This is a genomic window from Sunxiuqinia rutila, from assembly GCF_050589705.1.
Lineage (GTDB): Bacteria > Bacteroidota > Bacteroidia > Bacteroidales > Prolixibacteraceae > Sunxiuqinia > Sunxiuqinia rutila.
The window spans coordinates 41,863-65,513 of record NZ_JBNGOT010000010.1 but is presented as its reverse complement, the minus strand read 5'-3'; the positions used below and the strand labels follow the sequence as shown (position 1 = coordinate 65,513).

The 23,651-nt window shown below is 44.5% G+C and carries 22 protein-coding genes; 9 read left to right on the top strand and 13 right to left on the bottom strand.

What is annotated here, in order from left to right; genetic code table 11:
- Positions 1-206: 206 nt before the first annotated feature.
- The 4 genes from ACRD6K_RS13820 (at position 207) to ACRD6K_RS13805 (ending at position 3,919) form a co-directional block, all read left to right on the top strand.
- Positions 207-1,094, top strand: coding sequence for a tetratricopeptide repeat protein (locus ACRD6K_RS13820; RefSeq protein WP_430973707.1), 888 nt, complete (start codon positions 207-209; stop codon positions 1,092-1,094).
- Between the two features lie 100 nt (positions 1,095-1,194).
- The gene (locus ACRD6K_RS13815) at positions 1,195-1,620 is read left to right on the top strand and encodes a DUF5606 family protein (RefSeq protein WP_299578096.1); all 426 of its coding nucleotides are present in this window, start codon (positions 1,195-1,197) and stop codon (positions 1,618-1,620) included.
- Positions 1,621-1,713: 93 nt separating this feature from the next.
- The gene (locus ACRD6K_RS13810) at positions 1,714-2,595 is read left to right on the top strand and encodes a fructosamine kinase family protein (protein WP_430973706.1); all 882 of its coding nucleotides are present in this window, start codon (positions 1,714-1,716) and stop codon (positions 2,593-2,595) included.
- 103 nt (positions 2,596-2,698) lie between these two features.
- Positions 2,699-3,919: a transaldolase family protein gene (locus tag ACRD6K_RS13805; protein ID WP_430973705.1), complete on the top strand. Its 1,221-nt coding sequence runs from the start codon at positions 2,699-2,701 to the stop codon at positions 3,917-3,919.
- Between the two features lie 33 nt (positions 3,920-3,952).
- Here ACRD6K_RS13805 and ACRD6K_RS13800 read toward each other — a convergent pair whose 3' ends face one another.
- A complete protein-coding gene (locus ACRD6K_RS13800; protein WP_430973704.1) occupies positions 3,953-4,603 on the bottom strand; it encodes a response regulator transcription factor in 651 nt (216 codons plus the stop codon).
- A complete protein-coding gene (locus tag ACRD6K_RS13795; protein ID WP_299578100.1) occupies positions 4,596-5,558 on the bottom strand; it encodes a sensor histidine kinase in 963 nt (320 codons plus the stop codon). The genes ACRD6K_RS13800 and ACRD6K_RS13795 overlap by 8 nt, the downstream gene beginning before the upstream one ends.
- Before the next feature lie 209 nt (positions 5,559-5,767).
- Here ACRD6K_RS13795 and ACRD6K_RS13790 point away from each other — a divergent pair, with 209 nt between their 5' ends.
- Complete coding sequence (locus ACRD6K_RS13790; protein ID WP_430973703.1) at positions 5,768-9,082, top strand: UvrD-helicase domain-containing protein; 3,315 nt, start codon at positions 5,768-5,770, stop codon at positions 9,080-9,082.
- A gap of 101 nt (positions 9,083-9,183) precedes the next feature.
- On the top strand, positions 9,184-9,627 hold the full coding sequence (locus ACRD6K_RS13785) for a DUF4293 domain-containing protein (RefSeq protein WP_430973702.1): 444 nt from the start codon (positions 9,184-9,186) through the stop codon (positions 9,625-9,627).
- 392 nt (positions 9,628-10,019) lie between these two features.
- On the opposite strand, the gene rsxA is transcribed toward ACRD6K_RS13785, so the two are convergent.
- The 8 genes from rsxA to recG form a co-directional block, all read right to left on the bottom strand.
- On the bottom strand, positions 10,020-10,592 hold the full coding sequence (rsxA, locus tag ACRD6K_RS13780; protein WP_299578104.1) for an electron transport complex subunit RsxA: 573 nt from the start codon (positions 10,590-10,592) through the stop codon (positions 10,020-10,022).
- An 11-nt stretch (positions 10,593-10,603) separates the two neighbouring features.
- Positions 10,604-11,188, bottom strand: a complete 585-nt coding sequence (gene rsxE, locus ACRD6K_RS13775; RefSeq protein ID WP_299578105.1) for an electron transport complex subunit RsxE — start codon at positions 11,186-11,188, stop codon at positions 10,604-10,606.
- Positions 11,185-11,817, bottom strand: a complete 633-nt coding sequence (locus ACRD6K_RS13770; RefSeq protein WP_430973701.1) for an RnfABCDGE type electron transport complex subunit G — start codon at positions 11,815-11,817, stop codon at positions 11,185-11,187. Before ACRD6K_RS13770 ends, rsxE begins: the two co-directional genes overlap by 4 nt.
- Positions 11,817-12,800 carry an RnfABCDGE type electron transport complex subunit D gene (locus ACRD6K_RS13765; protein WP_430973700.1) on the bottom strand — a complete coding sequence of 328 codons (984 nt, stop codon included), beginning with the start codon at positions 12,798-12,800 and terminating at the stop codon, positions 11,817-11,819. The genes ACRD6K_RS13770 and ACRD6K_RS13765 overlap by 1 nt, the downstream gene beginning before the upstream one ends.
- A 36-nt stretch (positions 12,801-12,836) precedes the next feature.
- Positions 12,837-14,168, bottom strand: coding sequence for an electron transport complex subunit RsxC (rsxC, locus tag ACRD6K_RS13760; RefSeq protein ID WP_430973699.1), 1,332 nt, complete (start codon positions 14,166-14,168; stop codon positions 12,837-12,839).
- Positions 14,169-14,182: 14 nt separating this feature from the next.
- Entirely contained in the window at positions 14,183-15,109 is a 927-nt protein-coding gene (locus tag ACRD6K_RS13755) for a Fe-S cluster domain-containing protein (RefSeq protein WP_299578109.1), read from the bottom strand.
- Positions 15,110-15,111: 2 nt separating this feature from the next.
- On the bottom strand, positions 15,112-15,528 hold the full coding sequence (locus tag ACRD6K_RS13750) for a SoxR reducing system RseC family protein (RefSeq protein ID WP_299578110.1): 417 nt from the start codon (positions 15,526-15,528) through the stop codon (positions 15,112-15,114).
- 302 nt (positions 15,529-15,830) lie between these two features.
- Complete coding sequence (gene recG / locus ACRD6K_RS13745) at positions 15,831-17,930, bottom strand: ATP-dependent DNA helicase RecG (RefSeq protein ID WP_299578111.1); 2,100 nt, start codon at positions 17,928-17,930, stop codon at positions 15,831-15,833.
- 248 nt (positions 17,931-18,178) lie between these two features.
- Between recG and ACRD6K_RS13740 the strand changes: the two genes are divergently transcribed.
- The 3 genes from ACRD6K_RS13740 (at position 18,179) to ACRD6K_RS13730 (ending at position 19,751) form a co-directional block, all read left to right on the top strand.
- Positions 18,179-18,877 carry an ABC transporter ATP-binding protein gene (locus ACRD6K_RS13740; RefSeq protein WP_299578112.1) on the top strand — a complete coding sequence of 233 codons (699 nt, stop codon included), beginning with the start codon at positions 18,179-18,181 and terminating at the stop codon, positions 18,875-18,877.
- Positions 18,877-19,440: a cob(I)yrinic acid a,c-diamide adenosyltransferase gene (locus tag ACRD6K_RS13735; RefSeq protein ID WP_430973698.1), complete on the top strand. Its 564-nt coding sequence runs from the start codon at positions 18,877-18,879 to the stop codon at positions 19,438-19,440. The genes ACRD6K_RS13740 and ACRD6K_RS13735 overlap by 1 nt, the downstream gene beginning before the upstream one ends.
- Positions 19,441-19,529: 89 nt before the next feature.
- Positions 19,530-19,751: a DUF2795 domain-containing protein gene (locus tag ACRD6K_RS13730; protein ID WP_299578114.1), complete on the top strand. Its 222-nt coding sequence runs from the start codon at positions 19,530-19,532 to the stop codon at positions 19,749-19,751.
- A gap of 47 nt (positions 19,752-19,798) precedes the next feature.
- Here ACRD6K_RS13730 and ACRD6K_RS13725 read toward each other — a convergent pair whose 3' ends face one another.
- The 3 genes from ACRD6K_RS13725 to ACRD6K_RS13715 all read right to left on the bottom strand — a co-directional run bounded on the left by ACRD6K_RS13725 (position 19,799) and on the right by ACRD6K_RS13715 (position 23,645).
- Positions 19,799-21,250 (bottom strand): OstA-like protein, encoded by a 1,452-nt coding sequence (locus ACRD6K_RS13725; protein ID WP_430973697.1) that lies wholly within the window; start codon positions 21,248-21,250, stop codon positions 19,799-19,801.
- A 74-nt stretch (positions 21,251-21,324) separates the two neighbouring features.
- Positions 21,325-22,287, bottom strand: coding sequence for an AAA family ATPase (locus ACRD6K_RS13720; RefSeq protein ID WP_299578116.1), 963 nt, complete (start codon positions 22,285-22,287; stop codon positions 21,325-21,327).
- Between the two features lie 14 nt (positions 22,288-22,301).
- Complete coding sequence (locus ACRD6K_RS13715; protein WP_299578117.1) at positions 22,302-23,645, bottom strand: peptidylprolyl isomerase; 1,344 nt, start codon at positions 23,643-23,645, stop codon at positions 22,302-22,304.
- Between the last annotated feature and the right edge of the window lie 6 nt (positions 23,646-23,651).

The following is a 23,651-nucleotide window of genomic DNA, read 5'->3' as shown; positions in this document are numbered from 1 at the left end:
TATCAATCAAAATATAAACCTGGGAAGGTCATTTCAACATACAGAAATGACCTTTCTTTTATACGAATAAGTGCCTTGTTTGCAATTTTGAAGCGTTGCAGAACGGGCCATAATTATTGAGTTGTTATTTCATGATAAGTACTTGAGGTGATTGGCGGGTATAACATTTGTGTTAATAATGACGTTGGAAAAACAAAGAGAAAACTATGAAATCAAGATCAGGTATTTTAATTGTAATGATTGCGCTAATGGCAGGTGGTTGCGGGGCTCCTAAAGTAACCACATCTTACCGGAATATGGCACAACAGGCTGTTGCAGAAGGGAATTTTGAGGCGGCAACCGAAAACTGGCGGTTGTATTTTGAACAGCAATTGCTTGATGGGAATGAGGTCCCCCCGGCCTATTATGCAGAAGCTGCAAAAATGGCTACGCAGGCCAATCAATCTGAGCTGGCTTTGAATTGGCTGGAGCAGGCCCAGTCGCTTAATTATGCCGATTCGGACATGTACTTGAACTTGGCGGCTCTTTACGAACAAAAGAAGAACCTGTCCAAAGAACTGGACGCACTGGAGTTTTACCAAGCCAACTATCCCGATCAGCCTGAACTTAAAAAGGTGAATGCACGCTTATTTGAAATCTATAGTCAGATTAATGAGCGTGAAAAGGCTTTGGCCTTATGGCCATCTTTGAGAATGGAAGATCGTCAGCAAGAAAAATACCTCGATCCGTATTTTTCCATTCAGAAGAAATTAAAGAATGAAGCTGTTTGTGACTCTGTTGCAGAGGAAATTCTGGCTCTCAATCCGAAGAATGTAGCCGCCTTGGAATGGATGGGGATAAAGTACTACAACCAAGCTGAAAACCGCTACCAGAGCGAGATGAAGAAATACCAAGAGAATCATACACGGGTGCAGCACATTAAACTCACCCAGGCGCTGAAAACGGTAACTGCCGATTTCCAGAAATCGTTGTCCTACTTTAAGCCTTTGTGGGAAATGGATCAAAATTCACGCTATGCCGCTTATTTGGTCAATATTTATACCCGGTTCGAAGATCCGAAATCAGCTAATCTGTATCGTAAATATCTGGAATAGAAAGCACTAATCCCGGTCTGCAGCACTTGCAATTCGGTTCGGGTTGTTTAGGCTGAATCCATGGAAAATAGTATATTCGCCGAGATAAAAATTTGAATTTATGTTGAAAGGAATAATGTCTATATCAGGCCAACCAGGACTCTTTAAACTGGTGGCTGAAGCAAAAAACAGTATTATCGTTGAATCTTTGGTGACTGGGAAAAGAATGCCAGCTTATTCTACATCGAAGATTAGTGCGTTGGAAGATATCGCTATCTTTACTGAAACAGGAGAAGTGCCTTTGAAAGAAGTTCTTAAAAGTATTTCTGAAAAGGAAAATGCTGGCGAAGTAGCTAAAGTGAGTTCAGGGAATGAGCTGAAAACGTATTTCGGAGAAATTCTCCCTGACTATGATCAGGATCGCGTATATGTTTCGGATATGAAAAAAGTCATTCAATGGTACAACTTGCTTCAGAGCAAAGAATTGCTGAACTTTGACGAAGAAACAGAAGCGGACGAAACACCCGAGACTGAGACAGAAGCTTAATAGCTAAGCTTACAAGAGAATACAAAAGTAGCCAATCAGCTTTTTTAGGAAGCGGGTTTGCTACTTTTTTTTATTATGCTGAAATTTGTTTGCATGGAGCAAAAAATTCTCAGGCACATCATTGATAATTATCGCACGAGCTTTAGTCAGGATTTGGTGATTACTAACCAAAAAGCAGTTGGCGGAGGATGTATCAGTACCAGTATTAAGCTGGAAACCAACCACGGAAATTTCTTTCTGAAATGGAATGCCAATACGCCGGCTGACTTGTTTACTCGTGAAGCGGAATCTCTACAAGCACTCGGCGAAGCCGACCAATCAGACCTGCTCATCCCCAAGGTTGTTCTGGCTCATGAAGCTGGTCAGCTTCCCGGCTATTTACTGATGGACTACCTAACGCCCGGGCATGCTCCTTCCGAAGATGAAAAGTTGGGCATGGGCCTGGCCCGACTGCATCGAAAAACAAACAAGGCCTTTGGATTTTCGCATAACAATTACTGTGGCGCCACCGAACAGGATAACCGCTGGAACAGCGATTGGATTGCTTTCTTTGGATCTCAGCGTATTCTTTACCTGGTTGAAAAGATCAGCCAGCATCGGGCACTTGCTTCCCGCGAAAGAAATACCTATGAAAAACTGGTGGCGCGCTTGCCGGAGCTTATCCCTGCTGACACGACTCCGTCACTGATTCATGGCGACCTGTGGTCAGGCAATTACCTTTATACGTCGCAGGGGCCAGCTTTGATTGATCCGGCAGCCTATTATGCCGACCGCGAAATGGAACTTTCCATGATGACCATGTTTGGCGGATTCTCACAAACGTGTTGGAGCGCTTATCAAAACGAGTTTCCTTTAAATCCAGGCTGGGAAGAGCGGATTGAGCTTTACCAACTCTATCACGTGTTGAATCATTATTATTTGTTTGGCGGTTTTTATGGCAGCCAGGCGCTCAGTCTTGCTCAGCGTTTTCTGTAATCAGTAGTTGTTATAAAAGGACGGTCTAAATATAACAATATAAATAAATTAGGTATATTTGGTTGTTGAGGTTCTGATTCGTTCAATCTATAAATAACCGACTATGGATGCTAAACTGAAAACAAAGATCAAAGAATTTGTATTAAGTGAAGTTAATGAGCCTGTTGCTGCAGCAACACCTGATCCCTTTTGGCAAAGCCTGAAAAATACCGGTACCGAACTGTGGCTGGACACGGGGGATATCGATGAAGCGAATAAAAACTGGACCTCCGAAATGACGGCCTTAACCACCAATAACACCTTAATTAATAAAGAAATTCAGAAAGGAATTTATGACAAGCTGATCGGTCAGGCGAAAGCAATTGTTAAAGATTTACCCATCCGGGAGCAGATCATGGAAATAGCCTTTATCGTAAACGCCAGGCACGGCTTGAGGCTGGCTAAAACGTTTGGGGGATTTGTCAGTGTTGAACTGCACACCAATACAGCCCACAATATGGAGGCTACGGTAGATTATGGGTTGCGCTATTTCGAACTATGCCCTGAGCAGTTTATTGTCAAGGTTCCCTATACGGCTTCGGGGATGCTTGCTGCGCGCAAGTTGCGGGATTTAGGCGTAAAAATCAATTTTACGCTTGAATTTAGTGCTCGCCAGAATGTTTTGGTGGCGTCAATTACAAAACCCAATTACCTGAATGTTTTCCTGGGGCGTCTGGGGGCTTACCTTAAAGACAATGGGCTTGGAGATGGTTCCGGAGCAGGGGAAAAGGCCGTTCTTGAAACCCAGCGTTGGGTGACCAAACTGACTTCAAAAAATAAGGTTCCCACCAAGCTGATTGCGGCCAGTTTACGCAGTGCCAGCCAGCTGGAAGATTTGGCCGGAGTGGATGTATTTACCATGCCAACCCAGGTAGCCGCAGCAGGAAAAGCAAGCCTGAAGGGGAGCTTCAGCTCCAGGCTTGATGCCGATTACCCGGTTCACTTAAATTCGCCGGAAGATGAGCCTTTGATTTCGAAGCTGTGGCATGTCTCGGAAGAGGAACTTGCGCTGGCCCTGGACCTTGGTGCCAACCTTCCTCTGGATGGCAATGAACTGATTCAGCGAGTGCATGATGCCGGCTTCCGAGATCTGTTCCCGTATTTAAGTGATGAGGATCTGGAGGATATTGCCAGCGAGGGCAAGATTCCGGTGCACGAGCGATGGGCTTCAAGAATAAAGTCTGGCGAACTGGCTGTTGATACCTTGCTGAATCTGGCCGGGCTGGCCAGTTTTACAAAAGATCAGGCGCAACTGGATGCACGGATCGAACGGCTGATCAGTTAAAGTTTGGCTTAACAGATCCTTTTTTTGCCTGTCTCAAATTTCGACCAATTGGTTTTTAATGGCATACATGACCAGTTGAGCGGTATTTTTACTTTCACTTTTCTCCAGAATATTGGAGCGGTGTTTGTCAACCGTTCGCTTGGAAATGAATAGCTGATCGGCAATTTCCTGGTTTGAAAATCCCTGGCAAATGAGAATCAGAATTTCTGTTTCCCGTTCGGATAAAACATTCTGTTTTTCATGATGTTGAGACTTGGATCGCAGGCTGCTGACCAGATTTTGAAGGAGTTCGGAAGAAAAATAAGTACCCCCTTCTGCTACCGTTTCCAGTGCCAGTTTGACTTCCTGAATATCTGAATCCTTCAGCAAAAAACCTTTAACTCCGGCATCAACCATTTTGTAGTAATAATCCTCTTCCCCATACATCGAAAGGGTAATAATCTTCAGGTCGGGATTCTTTTTGATGGCCCTGCTGGCAGCCTCAATGCCATCCATTACCGGCATGTCAATGTCCAGCAGGACCAGGTCAGGGGTTTGTGTTTCCAGCAAATCCAGAAATTCCTGCCCGTTAGCAGCTTCTCCGCTTACGGTGTACTCGTTCAGGTTGTTTAGCAAAATTCGCAAGCCATTGCGAAATAAGGTGTGGTCGTCGACCAGCATGATATGGTAGTTGGGTTTATTCATCCTTATCTATTTTTACTTTGATGTTGACACGGGTACCTTGGTGAGGTTTACTCTCAATATGCAGTTCACCTTTCAGCGAATTGATGCGCGAGTAAATATTGGATAAGCCCATTCCTCCCGTTGAAGGCTGCTTCTCCAGTTGTTTTTTGTTGAACCCAATGCCATCGTCCTTATAGGTGATGACAAGCTCCTGCTCAATGTGCTGAAGGTTGATACGTATATTTTTGGCTTTGGCGTGCTTAATGGTATTGTTGATCAGCTCGCATACCACCCGGTAGAGCACGACCTCGATGTTGTTGGAAAACCGCTCGTTGGTAATGTTCGAACTCAGGTGAATGCGAATAGCTTTGGTTGCATTGATCTTGTTGGTGAAATTGCGCAAAGCACGCAGCAGCCCAAAGTTGTTGAGGACATGCGGACTCAGGTTATCCGAAATTTCTTTAAGCGATTTCATGGCTTCATTGATGACCATTTCTGTGTTCGATACAATTTCCCGCGAAGCCTGGTCGTGTTCCAGCTGAGCGAGCGATGAAATGGACATTTTTACTGTCGAAAGCAAAGGCCCCAGACCATCGTGCAGGTCTTTGGCAAAGCGCTTTCGTTCTTTTTCTTCGGTTTGAATGATGGCATTCAGGAACATCTTTTCCATCAGGCGGCGCGAATCTTCTACGCGTTTCATGTATTTAAAAATCCGCTGAATCATGAAAACGCCAATGGCAAAGGTGAGGGAAATAACCACGCCAAACCAAATGACGACTTCACCCAGCTCTTGAGGTTCAAAATTGCTGATGAAGGGCAGGAATTCAACCATGCGGCTGATGGCCATGACGATGAAGCCAACGGTCAGCAAAATCCAGGAGAAATTGAATTTAGTGACGCGGGTGAGCTTGATGGCAACCCCTGCCGCAAAAAACTGGAGGATGATGGAAAATCCTAATAAAACTTGAAGTACCATGCGTGTTGAATTTGAGCTTCCTGCAAATGTACAATTGCCAAAGGGCTTTTCAAACTTTGAATGGCCGGCTGTTGAAAGAAAACCTGCTTTGGGCCGAAGTTGAATCCTGATTGAATGCACCGACTATTTGCTGCTTACTTAAGTCGGATCGCAATATTATTGTACTTTTGTTTAACACATACTTTCAGTTAACTTTTTCGAAAATAAGCATGTCGAAACTCAAAATTTATAAAGCCTCAGCCGGCTCCGGAAAAACTTTTCGCCTGGCCCTTGAATACCTGAAGATTGCCCTGGATAACGAGTGGAACTACAAAAACATTTTGGCAGTTACCTTTACCAACAAGGCCACCACGGAAATGAAAGAACGGGTGATCGAAGAGCTTTATGTGTTGGCCAAAGAAAAGCCTTCGCCTTACTTGCCTTTACTGAAGCAGGAAATGAAGCTGAGTGAGCCGGATATTGCTGAACGTGCACGAAAAAGTCTGAAACGGATTTTGCACGATTACTCGCGTTTTTCAATCAGCACGATTGACAGTTTTTTTCAGCGGGTTATCAAATCGTTTAACCGCGAGCTGGGCATCAATTCATCGTACCAGGTTGATTTGGAAGACAACCTGATTCTGGAGGAAGCAGTGGACGAATTGCTGCTTTCCATCGAAGATAACCCGGAGTTACTGGAATGGTTGAAGAAGTTTGCCAATGAAAAGATCAGGGAAGGCGGTGGCTGGAACCTGAAAAATGATATTCTGAAGTTGGGCGTGCAAATTTACAATGAAACCTTCAAGGCACTGAACCAAACCCTGCATGAGAAAATCAATGATAAAGCATTTATCACGCAGTACCAAAAGGATCTGAATCGTCTGATTTTTCAGTTTGAAAGTAATTTGAAACGAATTGGGCGGGCTGGTTTACTGACCATGCAGCAACATGGCGTGTCGGTGGATGATTTTAAATATAAGAAAAGCGGTGCTTGCAGTTCATTTCAGCGGCTGATCGATTTGAACCTGGATAACTGGCCCGGCACCCGGGTGCTGGATGCAGCCAACGATCCGGAAGTGTGGACGAAGAAGAACGACAAAGCCAATGTGATGGAAGCGGCAGTTGCTTTGCAACTATTGTTAAATGAAGCGGTTGAGTTTTACTTTCAAAAACTGCACGAATACAACAGCGCCAAACTCATCGTGAGCCAACTTTATACCTTAGGGATTCTGGTTGACTTGCAAGCCATGGTGCGCAAAGTAACGCAGGAGAAAGGTGTTGTGCTGATTTCTGAATCGGGAACCTTGTTGAAAAGCATTATCGATGATTCGGACACGCCATTTATCTATGAGAAAACCGGTGTTTTTTACAACCACTTCATGATTGATGAGTTTCAGGACACCTCGGGCTTGCAATGGGGAAACTTCCGCCCTTTGATTTTAAACGCTCTTTCAGAAGATCATTTGGGCATGGTTGTTGGCGATGTGAAACAAGCCATTTACCGTTGGAGAAATGGTGACTGGAACCTGCTTGCAGGCGAAGTAAATACGCAGTTTCCCGGCAATGGGGTGGAAGAGGAGACTTTGCAAAAGAACTGGCGAAGTACCGGAAATATTATTCGCTTCAATAACAGTATTTTTCAGGTCATGCCTTATCTGTTTCAGCAAAACATCAATGAGGAGCTGGAAGCCAACCGGCTGAAGGATACCGAAATGTCGGGGCAGATTGAAGCTATTTACGGACAAAGTTTGCAAGAGATTGCGAATACCAAGCTGGAAAACGATGGCGCGATTCGGATGCGGTTTTTTGATAAGCCGAAAGAGGAAGAGAAGGAAGAACTGTTGGAGACGATTCTGGATGAATTGGTAGAAAGAATCAAGGAAGTTCAGTCAAGCGGAGCCAGCGCTTCGGAGATTGCGGTATTGGTGCGTAAAAAGGACGAAGCCAAGATGGTGGCCGATCGCTTGCTACAGGAAAATGCGCTGGGCGATTCTGCTTACAATTTCAATATTTTATCCAGTGAGTCGCTTTATGTGAAAAACTCACCGGCCGTAGGTTTTGTGCTCGCTCTGCTTCATCTGTTGGCCGATCCGAACGATGCGGTGGCATTGGCGCTGGCCAATCATTTGTACTATAATGAGCTGTATGATCAGCTTCAGGCTATTCATCGGGTACCCGATTTGTCTTTTCCTTCTTCTGACCAGCTCTCGCTTGGTTTTGATGCGCTGGTTAAACCGGATGATATCAACTGGTTCGAAAAGCTGACGGACGACAGTAACAAACTTTCTGATTTCTTGTCCAGCTCCTATTTCTCGGAAACACTTGGGGGGCGCAATATTCAGGAAATTAGCTTTAAAGTGTGCGAGCTGTTTAACCTTTTCAGCCTGAAAGAAGAATTAGCCTATTTGCAGGCTTTTATTGATCAGGTGGCGGGTTTTATGAAGAGCCGGACCACGGATATTGCCGCTTTCCTGCTTTGGTGGGAAGATCAGGGACAAAAGAAAACCATTGCCGTTTCGGAAGAGCTGGATGCCATCCGGATTCAAACCATCCATAAAGCAAAAGGGCTGGAATACAACTATGTTTTTATTCCGTTCTGCGACTGGAAAATTGATGTGTCGCCGCAACACGCCCCCATGCTGTGGTGTCGTCCGCAGTTGCCGCCCTTTGACCAACTGGAACTGGTGCCTGTTAAATTTGAAAAGCGAATGGGGGAGTCTATTTTCTTTCGCGAATATTTTCAGGAAAAAATTAGCAACTACATCGATAATTTGAACATGCTTTACGTGGCTTTTACACGTGCCCGGACCGCTTTGTTCACTTGGTCAGTTACAACCGGTAAGTTTGGCAACATGGCTGATGTGTTGCTTCATACCTTGGAAAAGGCCGCTGCATTGCCTTTAACCCAGGATCAAACTTTGTTTTGCCAGTTGGCTGAACATTACGATTCTGAGACGATGAGCTTTGCCGTGGGGGCTATCAAGCCCACAACGTCCAAAGAAAAAATGTTTGAAAATCGGTTGGAGCTGAACCAGTTTCGTTTTGCTGATTTTCATGATTACCTGAATTTGCGAAAGCGCAATGAGCACTTTTTTGTTGCCGATGAACTGGCGTCGACGAAGATTAACAAGGGAAAGGTGTTTCACGAAGTGCTGGCGAAAATCTCAACGGCCGATGATGTGGATATGGCGGTGAAATCGTTGGTCTTTAAGGGCGTTGTGCAGGCGGATGAAGCCCAACAAATGACCCAACAGCTGAATGAACTGGTGACTGACCCGGAGGTGAAAAGCTGGTTTGATGGCACTTATCGCGTGTTGAACGAACGCTCGGTGTTAACCGGAGAAGCCGTGAAACGCCCCGACCGCATTATGCTGGGAGAAAAAGAGGTGATTGTGATTGACTATAAATCGGGCGAAAAAGAGTTGGATAAATACCATTACCAGGTGCGTAGTTACGTAAATGAACTGAAGCGTTGCGGCTATCCCCATGTTTCGGGCTATATTTGGTATACGCAAAGCAATAAACGGGTAAAAGTGGATGATTAAGTTTGCTTTACGCAGAGCGCAGGCGATTGGTATGAAACTTTTCCTTTCGTGGAGTTGCCACATTTGCCCAAAAATGTAATTTTGTCAAAAAAATTTAAATCATGATTCAACGTATTCAAACTATTTATATGCTTATTGCCGCTATCTTGATCGGCGCTTTGTTTGCTCTTCCATTTGCTGAAATTGTGGCGCACAACGAGTTGTACCTGTTCAATATTAAAGGCATTCTGAAAAATGGCGAGCTGGTTAATAACGGACTTCCGATCATGCTTTTTGTCGGGCTTATTCTTGTGCTGCATGTTGTGGCTATCTTTCTTTATAAAAACAGGGTATTGCAGATGCGCTTGCTTACGTTTACCATCATTTTGTTGTTGGGGCTCTTTGGCATGTTTTACTTTTTTACCTACTACGATTTTAAAGGTGCTGAAATCAGCTTTAAGTTGTCTGTCGTGTTTCCCCTGGTTGCCATTATTCTCGATTACCTGGCTATTCGTAACATCCGCAAGGATGAAGACCTGGTTCGCTCGGTTAACCGGATTCGATAAGCATTGAAACGACATTTTTGAAAAGCACTTTCCGTTGGGAGGTGCTTTTTTTTGTGGCAAGCAGTTTGCCTTGCGCTGAAAATGGACCGTTTGCTGAATTGGATGAGCTTATATTGAAGGATGGTTGGCGTGGGAGCTGGACTGGTAAGTCGTCATGCAGACGAATGGGTGCAGGCATTAGGGGGTTAATTGCACTTGAACGAATTTCACAAGCAACTTAACCGGAAGGTTGAGTTGTTGTTGAATCGGACAGCAGTTGTTTTCAGCCTTACAGACACAAAAAAAAGCAACACCCCGTAAGATGTTGCTTGACCTATTTTCAAGTGTTTTGTTGGATTCTAATTGCTCATAAGTTTGAAATATAGGTTTAATTGTAATAAAATGATTGTTAGTTAAACCAAGCCACTGAATCCCATGAATGCCATTGCCAAAATACCGGCAACAATCAGGGCAATCGGTGTTCCTTTCAATCCTTTTGGAATGTTCATTAGGTCGAGGTGTTCGCGCAGGCCGGCAAACAGCACCAAGGCTAAGCCAAATCCGATGGCGTTTGCAATGGCAAATACCACACCTTCCATCAAATTAAATTCTTTCTGGTAGGTAAGGATTGCCACACCTAAAATAGCACAGTTCGTCGTAATTAGTGGCAAGAAAACGCCCAGAGCCTGGTAAAGCGATGGACTCACTTTTTTCAGGATAATTTCAACCAATTGTACCAATGAAGCAATAACCAGAATGAAGAAAATGGTTTGCAGAAACTGTAAGCCCAGCGGGTTCAGAATCGATACCTGAATAAGGTAAGTTACAATCGTTGCAATAACCATCACAAAAGTTACCGCACCGGTCATGCCTACAGCTGTCGAGATTTTCTTGGAAACACCCAAAAACGGGCATATCCCCAGGAATTGGTTAAGTACAATGTTGTTGACAAAAATAGCCGATATAATGATAATAATATATTCCATGGTAAGACCTCCTATGCTTTATTCATTCGGTTGATTAATGCAATCAGGTATCCCAGAACAATAAATGCTCCCGGGGCCAGTACAAACAGCAACATGCCATAATCTTCGGGGAAGATTGCGATGTCAAAGATTTTTCCACTACCCAAAAATTCGCGGGCAGCTCCCAGCAGGGTTAAGGCAAACGCAAAACCTAAGCCCATTCCCAAGCCATCGATGGCAGAGGAAACAAGGGTGTTTTTCGAGGCGAAGGCTTCTGCCCGTCCCAGTACAATGCAGTTTACCACAATCAGCGGAATGAATAAGCCCAGACTTTTGTAAAGGGCTGGCAGGTAAGCTTGCATCACCAGCTCTACAACTGTTACCAACGAGGCAATAACTACAATGAAACTGGGGATTTTAACTTTGCTGGGGATGACATTTTTGATGGCTGAAATGACAATGTTTGACATTAGCAACACAAAAGTTGTTGCCAGACCCATACCCAATCCGTTGATGGCCGAAGAGGTAACTCCAAGTGTTGGACACATGCCAAGCAATAAGACGAAAACCGGGTTTTCTTTGATAAATCCTTTGGTGAAGTTCTTCATTTGATTCATGACTGTCCTCCTTCATTCACTTGATTGGTACTGATTTCCTGCTGATCCGGATTGTTTTTGTAGGTGTTGTAAGCCCTGACAATCGCATCTAAAAAGGCGCGGCTGGTAATTGTTGAAGCGGTGATTGCATCCACATCGCCACCATCTTTGCTCACTTCAAATTTACTTGTTGCCGGACTTTTGCCAATAATGTTTTGTCCGGGTTTGCTTTCATCTTTAAACCAAGTGTTCATTTTGGCTCCTAAACCCGGCGTTTCTTTGTGTTCAAGTACCTCAAAGCCGGTAACTGTTCCATCGGGTGCCAAACCAGCCATAATGCTGATCAGTCCGCTAAAACCATCTTTGGTAAAGGTTTTTACTGCAATTCCCACCAACTGTTGGTTGGCATCGTAAGCCGGGAAAAACTCCAGGCTGTCAGTCGCATCTTCGGGCAGTACTTTATAGGAGTCGCCGAGCGTGTCGAAGGCCGGCAAAACGCTTTCAATCGCTTCTTTTTGTGCTTTTTGTTTGGCCAGGGCAATATCACCTTTGGTCAAGTCGTAAATAAAACCCAGTATCGTTGCCGCAATCAAGGTAACCAAAAACAGGGTCAAGGTCATGTTTAAAAATGTCGATTCTTTTTGTGCCATTACTTCGTCCCTCCAAATCGTTTTGGTTTAATATATGCGTTAATGAGCGGCGTAAATCCATTCATGATCAGGATGGCGAAGGATATTCCTTCCGGGTAGGCTCCAAAGTTTCGGATTAAAACTGTCAGAACCCCGATTCCGACTCCAAAGATCAGTTGTCCCTTAACGGTCATGGGCGAGGTAACCATATCCGTCGCCATAAAAATTGCGCCAAGCATAGCTCCACCGGTCAGCAGGTGGAAAACCGGCTCGATAAAGTTTTCAGGATTCAGCATCCACAAAGCTCCCTGAAAAATAAAAATGGTTCCCAATACGAAGATGGGGATGTGCCAGGTAATAACTTTTTTCCAGACCATATAAGCAAATCCCAGCAACAGAAACAGGGCTGAAATTTCACCAAGCGAACCCGGCATGTTTCCATACAGCAAATCCATGTTGGAAGGCAGGTTAAGCATAACTTCGCTTACCGGCTGTCCGGCTTTTACTCCTTCTTTTAAAAGAGCCAAAGGGGTAGCTGTAGTCAATGCGTCAACGGTGGCATGTTGGGTTACCGGCCAGCTGGTCATGTGCACCGGAAAGGAAATCAGCAAAAACACACGGCCAACCAAAGCCGGGTTAAACGGATTGTTTCCCAAACCTCCGAAGGATAGTTTTCCAACACCAATAGCAACAAGGGCTCCAACGATAATCATCCAGGAGGGAAGACTTGCCGGAACGTTAAAGGCTAAAAGGATGCCGGTAAGTGCGGCTGAACCATCGGTAATTTGCGGGACTTCTTTTAACAGAAATTTCTGAATCAGAAACTCGAAGGCCATACATGCGGCAACAGCTAAAAGTGTAACGCGAATGGCTTCGAAGCCAAACATAAAAACGGACCAGGCTAAGGCCGGCACCAGTGCCAGAAGTACCCGGTACATAATTTTATTCACCGAATCGCTGGTATGAACATGCGGTGAAGGTGATATTGTTAGCAATTTACTCATCTCTTGTTGATCAGAATTATGAATTTTACTTACGAATTAGTTTTTTCTTGAGCGAATGATGGAACCCACTTTGCCTTTTCCCAGGCGGATATAATCCAGCAGAGGACGATCAGCCGGGCAAGTATAGCTGCATGAACCACATTCGATACAATCCATGATGTGCTGTTCTTCTGCTTTCTCCCACAGCTTTTTATCAGAAACAGTCATTAGGTAATAGGGCTCAAGACCCATCGGGCAAACCGTAACACAGCGGGTACAACGGATGCAGGTTTTCATCTGTTCCCGTTTGGCTTCCTTGTCCTGCATAATCAGGATTCCTGATGTTCCTTTGGTTACCGGAACAGTCGTGGAAGCAATGGCTTTTCCCATCATTGGGCCACCACTGATAATTTTTCCGGCATCTTCAGGAAGTCCGCCTGCTGCATCAATCAGCTCCTGAACGGGTGTTCCGATGCGTACTAAAAAGTTAGAAGGCTTGGCTACCGATTTTCCGGTGATGGTCACCACGCGTTCAACCAGCGGTTTATTTTTCTGAACGGCTTCATACACAGCCAGGGCTGTGCCTACGTTGTTAACCACAGCGCCAACAGCAATGGGAAGTGCGCCAGAAGGTACTTCGCGGCCGGTAACTGCTTTGATTAATTGTTTTTCACCGCCTTGTGGGTATTTTACTTTCAAAGGAACCACTTCGATGGATGCATCCGAAGCCGTTAGTTTTTGAAGGTGAGCAATGGCATCGGGCTTATTGTTTTCAATACCGATGTAAGCTTTTTTGACTTCTAGTGCGCACATCAACAGGCGAATTCCAACTAGCAACTCAGGTGCTTTCTCCAGCATCACCCGGTGATCCGAGGTCAGGTAAGGTTCGCACTCTACGCCATTGATCAGCAGCATTTCGGCTGTCATGCCTTGTGGTGGCATCAGTTTTACGTGGGTAGGGAAGGTGGCTCCTCCTAAGCCCACAATTCCGGCTGCATTAATTTTATCAATGATTTTCTTGCTGTCAGCTTCAAATTTTTCAACCAGCTTATCTGAAGTGTCAATGCCTTCTGCCCATTCGTCGCCTTCCACATCAATAAAAATGCCTTGCTTGGGATAGCCGGAGCTATCGGGCGACAAATCAATTTTTTTGACGGTTCCGGAAACGGATGAGTGAATGTTGGCAGAAACAAATCCCCCGGACTGGGCAATGAGTTGTCCTGCTTTCACTTGATCGCCTTTTTTAACCAGGGCTTTTGCTGGTGCTCCAATATGCTGGGCTACGGGGATAAAAACGCTTTTGGGCAAAGCCAGTTTTTCAATGGCTTTGTCGGCTGAAAGTTTATTTTCTGCCGGATGAACCCCGCCGAGTTTGAATGTTTTTAACACGATGGCCTCCTATTTTAATCTAAGTTTTCGGTTTTCTTTTCTTCAGAAGCAGTACTTTCTGGTTTGACAACTGCTTCCTTCTTTACTGCCGGCTTAGGGGGCAGGTCTGTTTTTATTTTGCGAGGTGGGAACCCTACTTCAATTATGGCATTGGTAGGACATTCAACCACACATTTACGGCACAATTTACACTTGTCTGAATCGATGAAAGCCAAGTTGTTGTTCATGGTAATCGCATCGAAGGGACAAACTTTAAAACACTTGGAACAGCCAATACAGGCCACTGCACAGGATTTTTTGGCTACGCCGCCTTTGTCTTCATTTCTGCAGGAAACAAAAATCTTCCGGTCTTTGGGGCCCCGTTTTCTGAGCTCAATCAGCGTTTTCGGACAAGCTTCCACACAGGCACCGCAAGCGATACACTTGTCGTCAACAACTTCCGGCAAGCCGGTTTCGGGATTCATGTGCAAGGCGTCAAAGTCGCAGGCAGCAACACAGTCGCCATGGCTAAGGCAGCCAAACTGGCATCCGGTATCGCCACTGTACAGCGAAGCGGCTGCAGCACAAGAAGAGGCTCCATCGTACTGGTTGGTCTTCGGACGATGTTCACAGCTCCCGTTGCATCGCACAACGGCTACACGAGGATCCTGCTGAACGGCTTCCAGTCCCAGTACACCGGCTACATCGCCCATGCAATCGTTTCCACCAACGGGACAAAAAAGATCCGACAAGTCGTTTTCTTTCACACAGGCTTCGGCAAAAGCACGGCAACCTGCGTACCCGCATCCGCCGCAATTTGCGCCGGGGAGTGCGTTTTCAACTTCATCGATCCGTGGATCTTCGTATACTTTAAACTTTTGAGCAACAAAGTACAAAATGACAGCAGCCAAAATGCCAATCGCACTCAAAGCAATCATGGTATAAATAATCGTATCACTCATAACTATTGTAAAGGCTTGATTTCAAATTCAAAGCTTTTGCGAATTCTGTTTCTCGTAAAATAAAGGATTAAATAATACGGAATAAGAATTGACAGCGAAAGCAATCCACTGATTCCCTCGCTAAATTGCAAGCTGGTCAGTGTAATTAATACAATCATAATTAGTAGAAAGGGGAGGAGGTAGCCATAAAAAAGGGCTTTAAACCCCTGAGAGGTTTTGCCCACCACTTCAACGGTTTGGCCTACATGGAATTCGCCCGAAAAATGATTGATTTCTATTTCTTTTTCTTTCATGTCAGCGGCAGAACACATGCCTTTGGCATGACAAGCAGAGCAGGCTGACTCGTTGATAATCTCAACAAGAATTCGTTGAGCAGAAAGTGCTTTAATAATTCCTTTGTGTGAAATTTCTCCTGACATCTTTTCTACTTCCTAGCATATTTATGACTGCAAAACTAAAGATGTTTAGATAACTCGGTCCCTACTTTAAATCATTTTTAAAACATCAACTCCTATTTATATTTATTTTAAATAATTGTCATTTGTAGGTGTCTTGGAACTGGTTGAATATTAGTATTATGCAAGGGTTTATGACAAAGATCATTGTTTTCTGCCATCTGGAGATGGCAGTGTTTTGCCGATAAATTAATCTCTGTTTTGCAATGTGACGGTATTTTTAGCGTGCCTGATAAGCAAAAAAAAGCAAAAGCTGTTAACTAATCTTAGCTAATTACGCTCCAATTGAACTCGGCATTCTTCATTTTTAGGTAGTGATAACGAAGCAATTTGTTCTCTTCTTTTTCCAATCGGGGGTCATCCTCCAGGATCTCGCTGGCAATCATTCGCGCTACCCGTAAAATTTCACCGTCTTTTCCCAGATTGGCAATATTCAGGTTAACACCCAAGCCACTTTGTTGCGTGCCTTCAATATCGCCAGGCCCTCTTAGCTGAAGATCCACTTCGGCAATTTCAAAACCATCGTTGGTTCGAACCATGGTTTCGAGCCGTTTGCGGCTTTCATTGCTAATTTTGTAGGACGACATCAGCAGGCAGTAGGATTGCGAGGCTCCACGTCCAACACGTCCGCGAAGTTGGTGAAGCTGAGACAGACCAAAGCGTTCGGCACTCTCAATCACCATCACCGAGGCATTCGGAACATCAACGCCTACTTCAATAACGGTGGTGGCCACCATGATTTGTGTTTTGCCTTCTTTGAAAAGTTGCATTTCAGCCTCTTTTTCGGCGGGCTTCATGCGCCCGTGAACCATGCTAAGCTTGTATCGGGGGAAAACCTCTTGCATTAGTTCATAGCCGTCCTCCAGATTTTTGTAGTCCATCTTTTCCGACTCGCTGATGAGCGGATAAACAATGTAGGCTTGCCGACCGGCATCGATTTGCGAGCGAATAAACTGATAAACCTCTTTTCTCCGATTTTCAAAGAAGTGCTTGGTTGAAATGGGTTTACGTCCCGGGGGTAGCTCATCAATGACCGAAACATCCAGATCACCATAAAGGGTCATGGACAGGGTTCGGGGGATTGGGGTGGCAGTCATCACCAAAATATGAGGCGGAATGCCGGCATTTTTTTTCCATAGCTTGGCGCGTTGGGCCACGCCAAAGCGGTGCTGCTCATCGATGATGACCAAACCCAGTTGGTTAAAACTAACAGAATCTTCAATCAGCGCGTGCGTTCCAATCAGCAATTGAAGTTCGCCGCTTGCAAGCTGCTCGTGAATGACCTGGCGCTCCCGTTTTTTGGTCGATCCGGTTAATAAGGCGATGTTGACGCCCAATCCATCAAGCATTTTTTGAATGGTGTTAAAATGCTGAATGGCCAGAATTTCGGTCGGAGCCATTAAGCTGGCCTGGAATCCGTTGTCGAAAGCCAACAGCGCCACCATAAGGGCGACCAGTGTCTTGCCACTGCCCACATCGCCTTGCAGCAGTCGGTTCATTTGTTTACCGGAGCCAAGATCCTTGCGGATCTCTTTTACAACTTTCTTTTGAGCACCGGTCAGTTCAAAGGGCAGGTTGTTGGCATAAAAATGGTTAAAGTTGTAGCCTACCTTTGAGAAGACAAAGCCTTTAAAGGCTTCCAGCCGACGGTGTTTTAGACTGATAATTTTTAGTTCAATGTAAAAAAGCTCTTCAAACTTGAGCCGAAAAGTGGCTTTTTGCAGCAAGTGAGTACTTTCTGGAAAATGAATTTGATGGAGCGCATCGCTGAGGCTCATCAGCTTTAAAGGTGCCTTGATTTTCTCGGGCAAGGTTTCATAAATCTTTCCCTGAATTTGATTGGCCAGACTAAACTGAATTTTATTTAAAGCGTTGGTATTCAGAAAACGCTTTTTGAGCTTTTCTGTGGTGTTGTAAAATGCCTGAAGAACACCAGTTTTAAATTGCTCACTTTGGCGGTCTTCCACTTCGGGATGAATGATGTTGACCCGGCCGCTAAACACAGATGGCTTACCAAAGACCACATAGGTTTTTCCGGGGACCAGGTTTTCCAAAATATATTTAGTCCCTTGAAACCAAATTAAATCCATGCTGCCTGTTTCGTCATAAAAAACGGCACTCAGGCGTTGTTTCCTTCCTTCGCCTAAAAGCTTAAACGAACGAATTTTTCCTTTGACCTGGATGTAGGCCTGGTCGGCACGTACTTCGGCAATCTGGTGAAAGCGCGTCCGGTCAATATAACGATAAGGGAAATAATAAAGCAGGTCGCGAAACGAACGAATACCCAGCTCTTTGTTAAGTAGTTCTGCTCGTTTGGGGCCTACTCCCGGCAAAAATTTAATGTCTTGATCTAAATACTCAGGCATGAAGCAAAGATAAAAAACAAATACCAGCAGCGAATAACCCTATAAAAAGTAGTTATTAAGATTATTCTGTTTGTAAAACGAAATTAATTGCATGGTTTTTGTATGATCGTGAATTTAATCATGATTTATGAAAATCAAAAATACTTTCGTTAAGTGAAAATCTAGGACTATATCCCTATATTTACGAATCCAATGACGAATAAACGATAATTTTCCTAATTAAATACTGAAAGCTCAATTCTAAAAAAATGAAACAAGTAATCAACCTTACCGACATTGTCAAAAACTATAAAGTAGGGACACAAGTGGTGCGTGCTTTGCGTTCCGTCAGTCTCACAATCAACGAGGGCGAATATGTGGCCATCATGGGGGCATCGGGCTCCGGAAAATCAACGCTGATGAATGTAATTGGCTGTTTGGACACTCCAACAAGCGGAAAATATGTTTTGAACGGGCACAATGTTAGCGATTTGACCGATGACCAGTTGGCTGTAATTCGGAATCGGGAAATCGGCTTTATCTTTCAAACATTTAACCTGTTGCCGCGAAGTACGGCCTTGGATAACGTGATGTTGCCTTTAATTTACTCCGGGGTTAAGAAACAAGAAAGACAGGAACGAGGAACGAAAATATTGACTGATGTGGGCCTGGCTGACCGGATTGAGCATAAACCCAACGAATTGTCGGGGGGACAGCGGCAGCGTGTGGCTGTGGCCCGAGCGCTAATTAATAAACCTGCTATTTTGTTGGCTGATGAGCCAACAGGGAATCTGGACTCTAAAATTTCAGAAGAAATTATGCAGCTTTTTGCCGATATTCACCAAAAAGGCAATACGCTGATTGTGGTCACTCACGAGGAAGATATTGCCTTGCATGCTCATCGGATTATTCGTTTGAAAGATGGGCAGATTGAATCAGATGAAGTTAACCCAAATCCTGTAATTTGATGGATAAAGAAATTCGAATATATACAAAAACCGGCGATGATGGCACTACTGGTCTTATCGGTGGAGCCCGGGTAAAAAAATACGATGTTCGCCTGGAAGCCTACGGGACCGTAGATGAGTTGAATAGTTACCTGGGGCTAATTGTTGCCATGGGGATTGATGAGCATGCGCAGGCGATTTTAAAGCAGATTCAGTCCTTGCTGTTTTCAGTAGGGGCTCAATTGGCTACCGATGATTCGGCGGCTGATTTCAGAAATCAGATTCCCTGCAAAGATTCAGATATTGCTTTGCTGGAAAATGAGATGGATGAGATGTTTAAGGTGCTGCCCAAACTGAATCAGTTTATACTTCCTGGCGGAAGTCCGGCAGCAGCGCATGCGCAGATTGCAAGAACCATTTGCCGAAGGGCAGAACGGCGTATTATTGAGCTATCTGAAAAAACAGATGTCAATAAAAACCTGATAAAATTCATAAATCGCCTTTCAGACTACCTTTTTGTGCTCGGACGCAAGATCTCATTTGATGATCAGGTGCCTGAAAATACCTGGAATTCGGGAGTTTGAGCAAAACTCATTTTTTCTTAGGTATTGCTGTAATTTTTTATATATTCGCAAAATCAAAAAAAAGAATCAAAACTAAAATTCCTTCGAATATGTACTGGACATTAGAATTAGCTTCGAAATTAGAGGATGCACCTTGGCCTGCAAGCAAGGATGAGTTGATCGACTATGCAATGAGATCAGGAGCACCACTAGAAGTGATTGAAAACTTGCAGGATATTGAAGACGAAGGGGAGATATACGAAAGTATTGAAGATATTTGGCCGGATTATCCCAGCAAAGATGACTTTTTCTTCAATGAGGACGAGTATTAATTGATTTTCAAGCAAGTGAAAAAACAAATAGCAAGGCTTAAGCCTTGCTATTTGTTTTTGTGGAAAATATCTTCTACCTGCTTGGGGCGAATGGCATCATACCAATGAAACCCGGGCAATTCTTTCTCTTTATCCGGAACGTTGAGCAGAGGCATGAGCTGTCCGTCCGGAGTTTTTATAAACACAATCTTCGATACCTTACTGCTGTCCAGGTAAATTTCAATTGAGCTGCTTTGCGCTTTGTTAATCCCAATGATGCCTTCTCCGTCTCGGGCATAGTATATGGACTGTCCGTTTCCATCCACATTAATTTTATACAATTCATTGTCGCGGATATACCCCAGCATGTTACGACCTTTAATTTGGTTGTACCGGCCTGAATCTTCCATGGCAACAATAAAGGCATTTTGCTCCATGCGAACCAGGTCGGGGGCATTGCTTTGATTGACCATTTCAATGTAATCTGCGGTCATTTGATTGTTTTCAGACCATACAATGGGCTCGTGAAACAGCTGGATGGTGGAATCCATCGACCAGTACACCATTGAGTCGCACTGTCCCTGCATGTCTTCCCGGAAAAATTTCACCTGATAATAGGCCATCACCAACTTCTGGTCAGGAATGGAGTCCGGGACGGAAAGCAGGGTGTCGGCGTGCAAAAACAAGGTGTCTTTTTCGGAGTAAAGCATAAAATGAGCCGAATCGGTGGCAAGCGATGTTTCCGTCTGGTCATTATAAACGACCCGATTTCCTTTGACAATCATTCGGTTTTTGAAGTCTTCAATCCGCGCATTGCCAATGGCGCGTCCATCGCCGGTCGTTTTATTGTAGAAGATGGAGTCGGCATTGATCTTTTGCTCCTCGCCGAGGATTTCCGGGTTGTTGTACAGTTCCACATCGCCGGAATTGCTGTTGTAAAACCCGCGTTCGGCATACAGGTTGTTTTCATCATCCTTGATGTTGGTTGGGCCAACGATGGAGATGACCTGGGTTTTGGTGTCATAAATCAGTGTATCCGAGGTCAACGTATAGTTCTGCGACAACACTTCCACTTCGGTTTTAAAATAAGCCTTGTCCTCATTGGCGTAATATTCACCAATTTTGCTGTACAAGGTGCTTGCGCTGTCCACAACGGTTCCGTAGTCATCGTAATAGCCTACGTTTTTGGTCATGTCAAAATCCAGGGTATCGGTGGTCAGCGTAGTCGATTTATTGACCAGCCGAACATTTCCTGTGGCAACTGTCCATTTGAGATCTCCGTTGTAATTCAAAAAATCAGAGTATAAATGCAGGGTGTCGTCTTTCAGGATATGTACATGCCCAAAGGCATGTACCATGTTGGTATCGTTGTACATATAAGCGCTGTCGCACCATAGTCGAATGTTGTTGTGTCTGACAATAACATTGCCAATCAAGCGCCGAGCATTAGCTACAATTTTATCATTTGTTAGCAAATATTCTGCTTGTTCAATGTCTATGCGCTTCCTGGTTTGTGCCATTGAAACGACAGGTAATAATATCAGTAAGAATATGAGTTTACTGTACTTGGTTTTCAAATTCATTTAATTTTAAATTACAGCAATTCCTCTATAATTTGATCGACGGAAATGTTTTCGGCTTCGGCTTTGTAATTCTTAATTACCCGGTGACGCAAAATGGTTTTGGCAACCGCTTTGACATCTTCGATGTCGGGAGAATATTTCCCGGACAAAACGGCATGGGTCTTAGCTCCTAAAACCAGGTATTGCGAGGCTCTTGGCCCGGCACCCCATTTCAAGTATTTGTTGGTTACCGCCGTTGCCAGCTTGGTTTCGGGGCGTGTTTTGGCCGAAAGGGAAACCGCATATTTCAATACATGATCATTAATCGGAATTTTCAATATCAAATCCTGAAAATACTTAATCTCTTCCGCTGAAATAATCTCACTTAGTTCTGTTGTAAAATCAGAGGTTGTATTGCGAACAATCTCAAGTTCATCAGCATACTCCGGGTAGTCTAGCCAGACCGAGAACATGAAGCGGTCGAGCTGGGCTTCGGGCAGGGGATAGGTTCCTTCCTGCTCAATGGGATTCTGGGTGGCCAGCACAAAGAATGGCCTGTCCAGCTGAAAACGTTCGCCGGCTGCAGTTACTGCCCGTTCCTGCATGGCTTCGAGCAGTGCTGCTTGCGTTTTAGGCGGCGTTCGGTTGATCTCGTCAGCCAAAATAATGTTGGCAAACAGTGGTCCGCGGATGAACTTAAATTCCCGGTTTTTATCCAGAATTTCAGTTCCAATAATGTCGGAGGGCATGAGGTCGGGGGTAAACTGAATACGGCTGTATTGCAGACCCAGCACTTCGGCAATGGTATTTACCAGAAGGGTTTTGGCTAGTCCCGGCACACCAATAAGCAAACAATGTCCGCGGCTGAAAAGCGAAATAAGTACTTGCTTGATGATTTCATCCTGCCCGTAAATTCGCTTTTTTATTTCTGCCTGAAGTACATCATATCTGCTTTTTAGGGCATCAACGGCTTCAACATCATTTTTGAAATTCATATCCGGTGGTCAGTTTATTTTATCCAGCCATTAAAATTGAAATTGCAATTGGCATAGGTTGGATCAATTCGGATATAGGTTTTGGCCTGTTGTTCCGAGATCCACTGATTCAGGGCTTCTTCTTGCTTTTCGCGAAGATAAATTTCCGTCAGCATCTGGTAATCCTCCTGCAGGTTTGCCCGATGTTGTTCCGTACGGTTCACCAATTTAACAATCTTATAAACGGTACGTTGTTTGTCGTCTATCGTTTTAAACGGCTCTGATATTTCGTTTACGTTCAGCTTGTCTAATATTTTACTTACATCGGGGGGAAGCTCTTGTTGTCTCCAGCGGGTTGACATGGTTTGTGGGTTGATCACCTTTCCGCCACTGTTTCTTGAGTTTTTGTCAAAAGAATAGCGCATGGCGGCATCGGAGAAGGAAATCTCTTCTTTCCGAATAAAGTTTGCCAAGCTGTCCAGTCGGTTGTGGGCCTCTTCCATGGCTTTGGCCGTTGCTTTGGGTTTCAGAATGATGTGACGGGTGTTCACTTTCTCGCCTTGACGGTCAATAAGCTGAATGATGTGGTAGCCAAATTCACTTTTTACCACATTGGAAACACGGTCGCCTTTGAGGTTGAAAGCAGCAGTGGCATAAGCCGGATCCAGTTCGGCACGTCCCATATAGCCCAATTCTCCTCCAGTGGAAGCAGAAGGTCCCTCAGAATAGGCTACGGCTAAAACGGCAAAGCTTTCTCCTTGTTCAACCCGTTTCTTGAATTCGCGCAGGCGCGCTTTAATACGGTTTTCCTCTTCCAGTTCGATGGGAGGGAAAAGCGTAATTTGAGCAAATTCCATCATGGGTTCTACCATCGGAATCTCATCTTTCTTCATATTTCGGAAGTGGTAACGAACTTCGGAGGGGGTAACTTGCACTTTATCGATGATTTTGCTTTGCATCTGACTGGTCAATGACTGGTTGCGAATAACTTCTTCCAGATCGGCCTTGATTTGAGCAATAGGCTTTTTAAAATAATCTTCAACGGCTTTGTCCGAGCCCAGGTGCTGGCGGAAATACTGCATCCGTTGGTCGAGGTTCTGGTTAATCTGGCTGTCACTAACCAGGATGTTTGTGTCCAGTTCTGCTTCGGCCAATAAAAGCTTCTCAACCAGAAAGTCTTCCAGAATTTCACACTTCATATCGCCATCAGAGACGATTCCCTGAGCTTGTTGCTGGATATACATGTTTTCGATATCCGATTTGAGGATAATGTTGCTTCCGACAACAGCTACAATCTGATCAATTGTTTTATCTTGAGCCAGCGTTGCGGTTGTAAAGCAACTGAATAGCAAAATACCAGCTAATACTTTTTTAAACATATTGGT

Bases quoted from the DNA above. Each gene is read 5' to 3' on its own strand.
- ACRD6K_RS13820 (WP_430973707.1), top strand. From the start codon at position 207: ATGAAATCAAGATCAGGTATTTTAATTGTAATGATTGCGCTAATGGCA.
- ACRD6K_RS13815 (WP_299578096.1), top strand. From the start codon at position 1,195: ATGTTGAAAGGAATAATGTCTATATCAGGCCAACCAGGACTCTTTAAA.
- ACRD6K_RS13810 (WP_430973706.1), top strand. From the start codon at position 1,714: ATGGAGCAAAAAATTCTCAGGCACATCATTGATAATTATCGCACGAGC.
- ACRD6K_RS13805 (WP_430973705.1), top strand. From the start codon at position 2,699: ATGGATGCTAAACTGAAAACAAAGATCAAAGAATTTGTATTAAGTGAA.
- ACRD6K_RS13800 (WP_430973704.1), bottom strand. From the start codon at position 4,603: ATGAATAAACCCAACTACCATATCATGCTGGTCGACGACCACACCTTA.
- ACRD6K_RS13795 (WP_299578100.1), bottom strand. From the start codon at position 5,558: ATGGTACTTCAAGTTTTATTAGGATTTTCCATCATCCTCCAGTTTTTT.
- ACRD6K_RS13790 (WP_430973703.1), top strand. From the start codon at position 5,768: ATGTCGAAACTCAAAATTTATAAAGCCTCAGCCGGCTCCGGAAAAACT.
- ACRD6K_RS13785 (WP_430973702.1), top strand. From the start codon at position 9,184: ATGATTCAACGTATTCAAACTATTTATATGCTTATTGCCGCTATCTTG.
- rsxA (WP_299578104.1), bottom strand. From the start codon at position 10,592: ATGGAATATATTATTATCATTATATCGGCTATTTTTGTCAACAACATT.
- rsxE (WP_299578105.1), bottom strand. From the start codon at position 11,188: ATGAATCAAATGAAGAACTTCACCAAAGGATTTATCAAAGAAAACCCG.
- ACRD6K_RS13770 (WP_430973701.1), bottom strand. From the start codon at position 11,817: ATGGCACAAAAAGAATCGACATTTTTAAACATGACCTTGACCCTGTTT.
- ACRD6K_RS13765 (WP_430973700.1), bottom strand. From the start codon at position 12,800: ATGAGTAAATTGCTAACAATATCACCTTCACCGCATGTTCATACCAGC.
- ACRD6K_RS13755 (WP_299578109.1), bottom strand. From the start codon at position 15,109: ATGAGTGATACGATTATTTATACCATGATTGCTTTGAGTGCGATTGGC.
- ACRD6K_RS13750 (WP_299578110.1), bottom strand. From the start codon at position 15,528: ATGTCAGGAGAAATTTCACACAAAGGAATTATTAAAGCACTTTCTGCT.
- recG (WP_299578111.1), bottom strand. From the start codon at position 17,930: ATGCCTGAGTATTTAGATCAAGACATTAAATTTTTGCCGGGAGTAGGC.
- ACRD6K_RS13740 (WP_299578112.1), top strand. From the start codon at position 18,179: ATGAAACAAGTAATCAACCTTACCGACATTGTCAAAAACTATAAAGTA.
- ACRD6K_RS13735 (WP_430973698.1), top strand. From the start codon at position 18,877: ATGGATAAAGAAATTCGAATATATACAAAAACCGGCGATGATGGCACT.
- ACRD6K_RS13730 (WP_299578114.1), top strand. From the start codon at position 19,530: ATGTACTGGACATTAGAATTAGCTTCGAAATTAGAGGATGCACCTTGG.
- ACRD6K_RS13725 (WP_430973697.1), bottom strand. From the start codon at position 21,250: ATGGCACAAACCAGGAAGCGCATAGACATTGAACAAGCAGAATATTTG.
- ACRD6K_RS13720 (WP_299578116.1), bottom strand. From the start codon at position 22,287: ATGAATTTCAAAAATGATGTTGAAGCCGTTGATGCCCTAAAAAGCAGA.
- ACRD6K_RS13715 (WP_299578117.1), bottom strand. From the start codon at position 23,645: ATGTTTAAAAAAGTATTAGCTGGTATTTTGCTATTCAGTTGCTTTACA.